Annotated in this window: 13 protein-coding genes; 10 read left to right on the forward strand and 3 right to left on the reverse strand. The window is 50.6% G+C overall.

Going from position 1 to position 10,808, the window contains the following annotated elements:
* The 10 genes from ACFQ2O_RS16300 to ACFQ2O_RS16345 all read left to right on the forward strand — a co-directional run.
* A partial coding sequence (locus ACFQ2O_RS16300; RefSeq protein ID WP_377530072.1) for a manganese catalase family protein occupies positions 1 to 956 on the forward strand: 956 nt, incomplete at its 5' end.
* A 20-nt stretch (positions 957 to 976) separates the two neighbouring features.
* The gene (locus ACFQ2O_RS16305) at positions 977 to 1,789 is read left to right on the forward strand and encodes a DsbA family protein (RefSeq protein WP_377530075.1); all 813 of its coding nucleotides are present in this window, start codon (positions 977 to 979) and stop codon (positions 1,787 to 1,789) included.
* A gap of 32 nt (positions 1,790 to 1,821) precedes the next feature.
* Positions 1,822 to 2,121, forward strand: coding sequence for a hypothetical protein (locus ACFQ2O_RS16310; RefSeq protein WP_377530077.1), 300 nt, complete (start codon positions 1,822 to 1,824; stop codon positions 2,119 to 2,121).
* A 61-nt stretch (positions 2,122 to 2,182) separates the two neighbouring features.
* Positions 2,183 to 3,559 carry a PQQ-dependent sugar dehydrogenase gene (locus tag ACFQ2O_RS16315; protein ID WP_377530080.1) on the forward strand — a complete coding sequence of 459 codons (1,377 nt, stop codon included), beginning with the start codon at positions 2,183 to 2,185 and terminating at the stop codon, positions 3,557 to 3,559.
* Between the two features lie 148 nt (positions 3,560 to 3,707).
* Positions 3,708 to 5,327, forward strand: coding sequence for a hypothetical protein (locus ACFQ2O_RS16320; RefSeq protein WP_377530083.1), 1,620 nt, complete (start codon positions 3,708 to 3,710; stop codon positions 5,325 to 5,327).
* Positions 5,328 to 5,433: 106 nt separating this feature from the next.
* The gene (locus ACFQ2O_RS16325) at positions 5,434 to 5,775 is read left to right on the forward strand and encodes a hypothetical protein (RefSeq protein WP_377530086.1); all 342 of its coding nucleotides are present in this window, start codon (positions 5,434 to 5,436) and stop codon (positions 5,773 to 5,775) included.
* 11 nt (positions 5,776 to 5,786) lie between these two features.
* On the forward strand, positions 5,787 to 7,412 hold the full coding sequence (locus tag ACFQ2O_RS16330; RefSeq protein ID WP_377530091.1) for a DUF4396 domain-containing protein: 1,626 nt from the start codon (positions 5,787 to 5,789) through the stop codon (positions 7,410 to 7,412).
* Positions 7,409 to 8,647: a cell wall-binding repeat-containing protein gene (locus tag ACFQ2O_RS16335; protein WP_377530096.1), complete on the forward strand. Its 1,239-nt coding sequence runs from the start codon at positions 7,409 to 7,411 to the stop codon at positions 8,645 to 8,647. Before ACFQ2O_RS16330 ends, ACFQ2O_RS16335 begins: the two co-directional genes overlap by 4 nt.
* On the forward strand, positions 8,644 to 8,961 hold the full coding sequence (locus tag ACFQ2O_RS16340; RefSeq protein WP_377530100.1) for a hypothetical protein: 318 nt from the start codon (positions 8,644 to 8,646) through the stop codon (positions 8,959 to 8,961). Before ACFQ2O_RS16335 ends, ACFQ2O_RS16340 begins: the two co-directional genes overlap by 4 nt.
* Before the next feature lie 144 nt (positions 8,962 to 9,105).
* A complete protein-coding gene (locus ACFQ2O_RS16345) occupies positions 9,106 to 9,792 on the forward strand; it encodes a formate/nitrite transporter family protein (RefSeq protein ID WP_377530113.1) in 687 nt (228 codons plus the stop codon).
* An 11-nt stretch (positions 9,793 to 9,803) separates the two neighbouring features.
* Here ACFQ2O_RS16345 and ACFQ2O_RS16350 read toward each other — a convergent pair whose 3' ends face one another.
* The 3 genes from ACFQ2O_RS16350 to ACFQ2O_RS16360 are packed head-to-tail and all read right to left on the reverse strand — an operon-like array spanning position 9,804 to position 10,529.
* Positions 9,804 to 10,085, reverse strand: a complete 282-nt coding sequence (locus ACFQ2O_RS16350; protein ID WP_377530103.1) for a DUF5676 family membrane protein — start codon at positions 10,083 to 10,085, stop codon at positions 9,804 to 9,806.
* Entirely contained in the window at positions 10,066 to 10,299 is a 234-nt protein-coding gene (locus tag ACFQ2O_RS16355) for a hypothetical protein (RefSeq protein WP_377530106.1), read from the reverse strand. The genes ACFQ2O_RS16350 and ACFQ2O_RS16355 overlap by 20 nt, the downstream gene beginning before the upstream one ends.
* Positions 10,300 to 10,325: 26 nt before the next feature.
* Positions 10,326 to 10,529, reverse strand: coding sequence for an SHOCT domain-containing protein (locus ACFQ2O_RS16360; RefSeq protein WP_377530109.1), 204 nt, complete (start codon positions 10,527 to 10,529; stop codon positions 10,326 to 10,328).
* Positions 10,530 to 10,808 lie beyond the last annotated feature (279 nt).

Raw genomic sequence — 10,808 nt, forward strand, 5'->3', positions numbered from 1 at the left:
AGGGAGGACAAATGTTTTATCACGTTAAGGAGTTACAATTCAATGCACGTGTGTCTAAACCGGATCCGGCTTTTGCCAGTTTGCTGCTGGAGCAGTTCGGGGGACCTAACGGGGAGCTGAAGGCAGCCATGCAGTACTTTACACAGGCTTTTGCCATGCGCCAGCCCCACCCCGACAAATATGATCTCCTGATGGATATAGCCACAGAGGAGTTCAGCCACTTGGAAATTGTGGGTGCAACCATCCAGATGCTGCTCGGGGGCATAAACGGAGAGCTGAAAAATGCAGCCGACGAGGCCGAGATCATGCAGTTACTGGACGGAAAGGGAAAGAAGGAAGACTTCATCCACAATGCCATGCTGAACCCACAGTTCCTGGTTGTGAGCGGCGGAGGTCCGACCGTAACTAACAGCCAGGGAGTGCCATGGTCAGGTTCTTACGTAAACGCCAACGGCGATCCTACAGTAGACCTGCGCTCTAACATTGCGGCAGAGTCCAGGGCCAAGATTGTGTACGAATACCTGATGAAATTCACCGATGACCCTTATGTAAAGGAAACGCTAAGCTTCCTGATGACGCGCGAGGTGGCGCACTTCCAGATGTTTGAGGCGGCTCTGGAAACCATACAGCCTAACTTCCCACCGGGCGTGCTGCAGAGTGACCCACGCTATAGTAACACCTACTTTAATATGAGTAGCGGTGCTGATGTTAAAGGCCCGTGGAATGAAGGTAAGAGTCCGGGGTTGGGAGAAACATGGCAGTACATTCATGAGCCCTTTGAGCATGTGGTAGAAACAAACGGTATGCTCGACCACAAACCAACCGGCACAGACCGCACCATGAAATCTGTAGAGGCCAAAGACAAAGCGCTCAGCCAGGAACGCAGCAAAAAAGTGAAAGCTGCCGTACCAACTGGGGAGAACCAATGGTGCGAGTACCCGCATAACAATTTGTAAGCTGGTGCTCTAATTAGCATATGATCGAAAAAGAAAGCAAACTAAACGGAGAAATAGAAGCAGGGTCGGTGGAGATAGTATACTACACCGACCCTCTTTGTTGCTGGAGCTGGGCAATGGAGCCACAGTGGCGCAGGCTGCGCTTCGAGTACAGAGGAAAGATAAAGTGGCGCTACTGCATGGGCGGGCTAATTGCCAACTGGGACAGTTTTAATGATCCTATGAACTCGGTAAGCCGGCCATTGCAGATGGGACCACTCTGGATGGAGGCAAAGTATACTTCGGGCATGCCGATCCAGGACAAAGTGTGGTACGACAATCCGCCTGCTTCTTCTTACCCGGCCTGTATTGCCGTAAAGGCCGCAGAGTTGCAGTCGCCGATGGCGGCAGAGAACTACCTGCGCCGTGTGCGTGAGGCGGTGATGTTGCATGGCCAGAACATTTCGGATCGGGAGGTGCTGTTACAGATAGCAGGAGAACTGGCCGAAGAACTGCCTGATCTTCTGGATGTGTCAGCCTTTGAGCGGGATCTCGTCGGCGAGGAAGCCCGCCAGGCCTTTAAGCAAGACCTGATGCAGGTAAGGCTCCATGCCATCAGCCGTTTCCCGACACTTACCATGAAAAGGGAAGGAGAAGATCAGGGTGTAATGGTAGTTGGGTACCGGCCTTACGAGGCACTGCAGCAAGCTTTATTGCAAGTGGCGCCGGAACTGCGGCCGATACAGCATACGACTGATGAGATGGAATACAGGAGGTACTGGAGAAGTACTACGGAACGTGAGGTGAAAGAGGCTTTGAGACATGAAAGAGCAGATTCCCATACGAATGAGTAAGTAATGTATAAACCATCATTAAAAATTTACTTATGAAAACAGTGGAGCTCACCGAGTCGAATGCTACTCTAAGGCTGGAGGGAAGTGAATCGACCCGGAGTATGGACATTAAGCAAGTTACCGTTAAAAAGTGGCCGGCATCAGGAGAGAGTTTGAAACTGATTGTGCTGGACGAGAAGGATATTCCCATCTATAGTCAGTTGCTGGAACCGTCACAGGCCCCGGAAGACAATATCATAACAATTGACAAGCGATTTGTTTTTTATGACCATCTAAGTGTGCAGTTAGAGGCAAATGCAAGCCCATTTTCGGTTATAATCCATTTCGAGTGACCGGGGCTGTAGCAAAAGTCAAAAAGTATACTATTATCTGATAATCCGAAATTCTTTACCTATGAAAAAGAACTTTGTACTCTACGCCATCTCCAGCCTGTTTCTTTGCGCATCCTGCACCACTACGCCAACCTCTGAAGAAACAGCTGATACAGCAACCACTACTGACACCACACAAACAGAAAACGCCAGCGTAGATTCGGTTGGGCTGCAACTGATCGCCTCTGACCTTGTCTCACCTGTTTTCCTGACGCAGCCGGCTGATGATGATAGGCTGTTTATACTTGACCAGGTAGGGGAGATACGAGTGGTGAAGGGCGGTAAACTGCAGCCGGAGCCATTCCTCGACTTGAAAAGCAAGATTGTAACGCTAAAACCCGAACATGAGGAGCGCGGTCTGCTGGGCCTGGCTTTCCATCCGGACTTCAAAAGCAACGGAAGGTTCTTTGTATACTACAGCGCACCGCTGCGGAAAGGAGCACCTAACGGTTTCGATCATACCAGCGTGATTGCTCAATATACTGCAACTGGCAGTAACATGGAAAAGGTCGACCTGAACTCCGAAAAGGTGATCATGTACGTGGACCAGCCGCAGGATAACCACAACGCCGGCACGTTAATGTTTGGTCCGGATGGCTACCTCTACATCAGCCTGGGAGACGGGGGCAACAAAAATGACATCGGCACCGGCCATGTGAGTGACTGGTACAAGAAGAATGACGGTGGCAACGGGCAGGACGTCAAGCGGAACCTGCTGGGAAGCATTTTGCGCATTGATGTAAACAGTGGTGCCTCTTATGGTATTCCTTCCGATAATCCATTTGCTGATGGCAATAACGGCATGAAAGAAATCTATGCCTACGGCCTGCGTAATCCTTACCGCTTTTCTATCGACAAAGAAACAGGTATGATCATAGCCGGCGATGCGGGGCAGGTGCTGCGCGAGGAGATGAACGTGATCAAAAAAGGCGCCAACTATGGCTGGAATGTAAAGGAAGGAACCACCTGCTTTAACGCAGCCGATAACAAGAACCCGCTGCCTGACTGTCCGGACCAGGACAGCCTCGGAAATAAGTTTACCGATCCTGTCATCGAATTCAAGAACAGTATGAGCTATCCGCAGGAAGGCCTGGGCATTGTGTGTGTTGGGGGTTATGTGTACCGGGGCGATACTTTCGCAGGTCTGGACGGTAGCTACCTGTTCGGTGTCTGGACGCAGCATCACGGCAAGCCTGACGGGGCCATCTTCGCAGCAGAAGTATCCGGTGACACAGGTCCGTGGCAGTACCGGAAGTTGCACTTCAGGAACAGGCCCAACAATGCTTTCGGGCATTACCTTTTAAGCTTTGGCCAGGATAATAAAGGGGAATTGTATCTGCTCGGGAATGATAATGAAGGACCAACCGGGAAGACCGGGAAAGTATACCGGATCGAGTAAACGGGAAAGTATAACTTACCCTGACTATCATATGAAAATATTAAACCTTATAAATGTAACGCAGGTATAACCCTATTGCGCTGTGTTATGGATGCCTGAAAACCCCAAACCTGATGATAGTTCATCCTTGGTATTAACTACTATGACTATGGAAGGAATACACATTTCAAGATTCAAGTACCTGCCTTACCTGTTGGCGCTGCCTGTGCTGTTGCTGTCCTGCTCCGGCAAAGAGGAGACACGGGGTGATGAGGAGGAGGAAGTAGTGCAGGAAGTACACCAGGAAAGCCGGCGCAAAATAGATCCTTCTGCCATCGCCTTGCCGGCAGGCATGAAGATAGAGGCAGTAGCCACAGGGCTAAGCTATCCAGTGGATGTGACCTTTGATGAAGAGGGAAATACCTACATCGCCGAAGCGGGAGGCCATACTTATGGCACCAAACCGGATCGAGCCCCGGAGGCGCGCATCCTGAAGTTGTTGCCAGATGGCACCACCAAGGTGCTGTACGATAAGGTAGTGCCGATGAACATCATCAAAAGCAAAGACTCCTCCGAAGACATGGAGGAGGGCCTGATACCACCACTGACAGGCATTACCTACCACGAAGGAAAACTATACATATCCCACCGAAGCCGCTACTCCACCTATGACCTAGAGAGTGGCGAGTTTGAGACCATCATCAACGGACTGCCCTCCTGGGGCGAGTTTCTGAACGCCAAGCCGATCTTTAAAGACGGCAAGATGTACTTCTTCCTCTCCACACAGGGCAACACAGGCGTGCAGGAGAAGCATTGGGTAGAGGTGATCAACGATTTCAACAAACCGGAAGCTCACGAAGTACCCGGCGAAGACATAACCCTGACAGGTAAGAACTTCTGGGTGCCCACCGATAAAATGACCATCATTGAGGCCGACTCGCTGGAGACAGGGGTGTATGTGCCGCTCGGAGAGAAAACCACGGCAGGGCAGGTGATCAAAGGGCAGGAGATCTGCAACGGAGCCTTCTTCAGTTGCGATCTAGATGGCAGTAACATCAAGCGCATCGCCTGGGGCCTGCGCTCCAGCTTCGGCTATCGCTTCTCACCTGATGGCAAACTGATCATGACCATGAATAGCGCCAACCCGATGCCACCCCGCGGCCTGTTCTTTGATTATGAAACAGTATATGAGGTGGTGCAGGGCGAGTGGTACGGCTGGCCGGACTTCTTCAGCGGCATCCCGATCACAGACGAGCGCTTTAGTGGTAAAAAACAGATGTGGGATTTTGTGCTGACAGAAGAGACGCACCGTAAGCTGCTGAAGGGAAAAGACAAACCACGCCAGCCTATCGCGCTGCTGCCGGTGCACAGCGCAGCACAGGGGATGGTGTTCGGCAACAGCGCTTTCGGCGTGCCGGAGCAGGATATATTGGTGGCGGAGTTTGGTACTATTGTTCCAGAGTTCAAGGGAAAGGAATATCATCCAAAACTACCTAAGGGAATGCCTGAGGAAGAAAACGCACCACCGGGTGTGAAGTATAACTGGCCGGGTTTCAAGGTGCAGCAGGTAAATCTCAAAACCGGCGAAGCCAAAGACTTTATCTATAACAAGAACAATCTGCCGGCCTCTGTAAAAGGCACAGGCGGCCTCGAGCGGCCGCTGCAGCTAGAGTGGGGAAAAGACGGCTCGCTTTACATCGTGGATTTTGGTGTGGTGGAGTTTGATGACACAGGCATGAATGCCATGCCTTTTACCGGTGTGCTCTGGAAGGTGAGTAAAGGGAAGTAAAGTAGAAAATAAAATTTCTGGCACGAACGTCCACGCCCCGAATCAAGTCCGGGAGGGGCAGGGGGATGACAAGTTATTGAACAAGTATAAACCTAACGGATAAACTATGGCCGAAGCCGCTACGATATTCTTTTTTGTCGCCATGCTGGTGGGGACGTTGCTGCTGTCGCATGTGCTGCAGGGAAAGATGGCTCCGAAGAAACTATTGATGATCCATGCTGGCAGTTTTGTCCTGGGGTTGCTGCTGCTGATCCTGTTCGCCATCATCACGGATAAGCCTGAAAAGCAGATCGCAACTATTGTGACTTTTTCGGTAGCAGCCTTGATAGGCTTCCTTCTCTTTATGCAGAAGAAAAAACACCAGCATATGCAGAAGTGGCTGGCTATTGTGTACCAGGCAATAGGAATGGGTGGCCTGATCTGGCTTCTCATTTTTGTGTTGAACTAAAAAGATAACATATGAAATGGACATATCCGGTCCTGACTTTTTTGGTGGTGCTTATCCTCGGATTCGGCCTTCTGAACGTCCTGAAAGAAGACCTGGAGGTAGCTCCCTGGACTGAAAAAGGAGCCATGGAGGGGCGAATGATCGGCCACACCAAAAACGTTACCCGCGTGGTAGCCGAGAATGCCACCGACCTGCACGAGTACCTGAAGACCGCCATCCCCTACGAGGAGGCAAAAGTGGCAGACATGGCTCCATCCGAAAAGAATTGGCAGGAGTTTGTAACGCAAAGTATAAAAGTAGCCGATAACCCGCGCCATGTACTGGTGCTACCCGGCGGAGGTAAAGAAGCGCTGGAGTGGGCCCTTCCCGCCATATACTATGCCTTTTACTATGGCTCACCGGTACTGTTCGCCGAGAATGGGCAGTTGACTGGGCAGAACGCTACGCAGTACCGTAACATAAAAGCCTTTATCATCGGGCCGGAGGAGCTTATACCTTCCGATATAGAAGACAGCTTTGAAGACGCAGAACGTGTGGCGGGAAAAGACTTGGCCGATCATGCCGTGAAAATTGCTGAAATGCGCGATGAAGTACATGAGTTTGGCTGGGGCCGCACACGTAACCGCCGCACCGGTTATTTCCATTATGTAGTCACCACGCCGAAACATGCCTTGGAAGGACTGGCTGCCTTGCCTTATGCTGTCAGCAACAACGCTACATTACTGTATGCCGGTGATGAGGGGGGGCTGCCCGCCGCGCTGGACCGTTATGTCTGGAGCCAGCGCACCGACTGGATGGTTTCGCCGTCGGAAGGCCCGTTCAAGCACTTCTGGCTGGTGAGCCGCGACGTTAGCTATGCCGCTCAGAGCCGCCTTGACTTCTCCATAGAGAAGGCCGAATACCCAAGCATGGGTCCGGTGGGTTTGGGTTATATGGAGGCGTTGGCCATCATGCTTATCGTGCTGGGTATCGCTTCAGGTATTTTCGTGATGATCCACAGCACCTATACCTTGCACATGGTGCACATGCCGATTAAAATTGCCTGGGCCATGACCTCGCTGGTGCTGCCTGTATTGGGTCCTATACTTTACCTCAATGCCTACCGCCGTCCTGCTTATAAGGATGAGAAGGGTAGATGGCATTGGCTGCGCCCGCAGAACATACAGAGTGCCGCCGCTACGGCCATGGGCTTTGGTTACGGAGCACCTACGATGATCGCTGTCGGATTCCTGTTCGTGTGGTTCGGTTTCCCGATCTTCTTCCCGGAATGGATCGTGGGGCCTTTCTTCTGGCTCGGGGCCGGTATGCCAATCATGATGATTGCGATGTATGTGCTGACGGTGCTGATCGTGGTGCCGATGGTACAGTACCCGATGAAGGAAATGATGATGGACATGCCGAAGAAAAAACTGGCGATGATGGCCTTCAAAACCACTGCGTTAAGTATGGCAGCCGTGAGTTTGGGTATGATGACAACCGCATGGTGGACGCTGATGTACCACCTCCCGATGATGCCGAAGGAAGATGATATCCTGTGGTTCGGGGTGATGTGGCTGGCCTCTTTTGCAGGCTTCCTGGTGGCCTGGCCGCTGAACTGGCTCATGATCCGCTCTCACTTAAAACCTGGAAACGTATGATTCAACTACGATATATATGTACGCTTGCCATACTTGTTATACTCAGTTCCTGCGGCAGCACCGAAGGACCGCCTGGTGCCGGTAGCCTGCCTTTGCAGAACGAAGCTAACTTCACCGCCTATACCGTAAGGCTACCCGGCAGAACGCCCGAAGAGCAAGCTATACTTTTAACGCAGACTGTGTACCCCGCCACCCGCGAAGACAATGCCGTAGGTGCCATCATTCTTGTTCCGCAGGACGAGATCATTGCCTTCACAGCTATGCAGCGCATCACGCATATGCCGGTTAATGCCCCGCTGCTGTATCTGACAAAAGATGGTCATGTTTCGGAAGCCACCCTGCGCGAGATGGAGCGGCTGAAGCCGGATGGGGTGCTGAATGACAAGCGGGTAGACGTATATGCCGTGAACGTTCCGGCGGCAGAGGTGGAGAAGATAAAGGAAATACTGGGCTACAAGGTGAGGACTTTCTACGCCGAAAACCCGGTACAGTTAGCTGAAATTCTGGATCGCTGGCAGGCTGCCCTGAAGTCTGATCACCCGGATGAAGTGATCATGTCGGCCCTTGATCACCCGGATGCCCTGAAGCATGGAATAGGTGCTATGGGCTGGAACGCGCACATGGGCAAGGGCTTTGCCTGGGTATACAAAGATTCCATACCTGAGGCTACCAAACGCATATTGGAAAGGCGCTCCGGCGACCACGGCTCTTACATTTACCTGACAGGCGGTGCTGATGTGATCTCTGATAAAGTAGCTAAAGAGCTGGGGCGTTACGGATTGGTAAGGCGCATAGCCGGCAAGAATTTCTACGAAACAAACACCGTGAACGCAGGCTATAAAGACTATGGCCGCAACTATGGCTGGTGGTGGAACTGGGAGCAGAGAAGCTTTGGCTGGGGCATTGCGCAGGCCGGCCACAACTTCATCATCGGCAACGCCGATAACATGCTGGGCATGATTCCGGCGGCGGTGCTGGGGCACATGGGCAAGCATGGGCCTATACTTCTGGTAGCGCAGGACAGTGTGCCCCAAGCCGTAAATAAATACCTGACCATGGTAAAACCTTTTCCTACTGGTCCGCAGGAAACCATTTTGAACTATGCCTGGATCATCGGCGACACTGGGACCGTTTCAAAAGCTACCCAGCAGGAGGTAGATTTCCTGTTGTCACCGTTTAAGAAGCCTCAGGCAGATAAACCGCTTACAGAAGCAGATACACTACAACAGAAATGAAAAACCACACCGATAAAAAAGACGCAGACTTAATAGTAGGCTATACCAACTACGACCCGGAGGGGCACGTGGTGTATCACCCTGCCATCATGAAGATGGCCATCATTTGGGCATTGGTTCTAGGAGTTATACTTGGTTTCGTGGGTTACATGGTTTCTTCCGGCGCCTGGCCCATCCGCGATCTGGGGCAGTACGCCACTTCGGGTACTGCCGTGGGTATTTTTGTGGGAGCCGTTACAGGTATAGCTTTAGGAGGACTGATTGGGGGCCTGATGGGTACAAGCAAAATGAAGCGGAAGAGCCAGGATATGTAAGTATGGCAGAGGAAAAACAACCCAATGCCCATGAGCAGGTAAAAGGAATCGAAATTTCTCCTTCTGCCACGACCATTCACAATGCCATAAAAAGAGGGAGAGTCACAGCTTGAGCGTCCTACGTTTAATCTGTTTTGGTCTGGTCTGGCAGCAGGCTTATCGATGAGTTTGTCCATGATCGTGGAGGGTGTATTGGAGGCTTATCTGCCGGATGCGGAATGGACGGTGTTGGTGTCGAGTTTTGGGTATACGATGGGTTTTGTCATCGTTATACTTGGCAAGCAGCAGCTTTTTACGGAACACACGCTCAAGCCTATTCTGCCGCTGCTGCAACATAAAACGCTTAAAGTATTCTGGAACGTCATGCGCCTATGGTTCGTAGTGCTACTGGCTAACCTGCTGGGTACCTTACTTATCTCGCTCGTGGTGGCCCACACAACATCCTTCGAACCCCATGTACTGGAAACGTTTGCAAAACTAGGCCACCAGGCCATGAAGCCTGGGTTTGGAACGGTGCTGCTGCGTGGAATATTTGCCGGCTGGCTGATTGCGCTCATGGTTTGGTTGCTGCCTGATGCCGGAACAGCACGTGTGTGGATCATTATACTTGTGACCTACGTGGTTGCCATCGGGCATTTCAGTCATGTCATCGCAGGGTCTATGGAAACCTTTACCATTGCTGCGATGGATGAGACAACCTGGGGGAACGTGCTTTTGAACTATATTTTACCGTCTCTGATCGGGAATGTACTTGGGGGTGTGGTTTTGGTAGCAGCCATTAATCATGCACAGATACAATCTGGTAAGAAAGAAAAGTCGCGTACACAATAGGTACTAAGAGTTCAGGCAGCAGGGTGTTTTATGGTAGCGTTATAGATGGCAGCTATGCAGGCTCCGATTAGCCAGGCAAGAATAAACGTTTCTACAATGCCTATAAGGGCTTCCCAGAAGGGTACATCCATTCGGATCACAGCTGAAACGTCAAGACCGTGCAGTAGGCTGTTAAAGAACTTGATGGTGCCATCACGGCCAACGGTGGCCATAACCAATATGCACCCGATATACAGCAAAGCTCCAGTTACGCCAAAGGCAAAGCCAAGTTTCTTAACGTTGATACGGTTCATGTTCTTTTAGTTTATTGTTTGAGGGCTGATCCTGTAGCTCGTCTTTGTGCCTGTGGCTCACATGGTGCATCGGCATCAGCAAATGGCAGGCGAACATGGCTATAACAAAGATGAGCAGAGACATATCGCCACTCAAACCTAAGGCTGGTGCCAAAAATATAAGCAGAAGTGGAAGCGTGCATCCAATGATCATCCAGAGCAGGTGACTTTTCATACTTTTATACTTTTGAAGCGTTCGGTTTATCTGTCTTTCTCCAGTTCTCTTTTCCGGATGTTGTACTCTTCTGTGTCAATCTCACCGGCAGCATATCTCCTCTTAAGTATATCCAGGGCAGATTCTCTTTCGGTTGGTGAGTCCGGTCTGTTCCTTAGAAAAGTATTACCCAGTAGTGCAAAAAACACCACAATAATAATTATCCAGAAAAGCCACCATAACCAATGCATACCCCTTTAATGTCCTTCGCCCATGTACCACATGCTATACTTTTTTGTTAGTGTCTGTTACTTTCTACGATACCAATATGATAAAGGCTATTTAAAATGTAACTTTATTGTGTGTGTTTGTGGTGATAAATGTCATCTTTTTATTTGTATGTATCTATTTGTCATGCTTTTACCTGAACATGTCACTCAGGCTTTTATATAATATTTTCCTGATAAGCCGTCTTAAAGCAAAGGTTTAGGAGAAATAGTAAGGGGCATATCAAGCCGGGAAGGCTTAAA

Origin of the sequence: Pontibacter rugosus (genome assembly GCF_042678745.1) — a bacterium.
Taxonomy (GTDB): domain Bacteria; phylum Bacteroidota; class Bacteroidia; order Cytophagales; family Hymenobacteraceae; genus Pontibacter; species Pontibacter rugosus.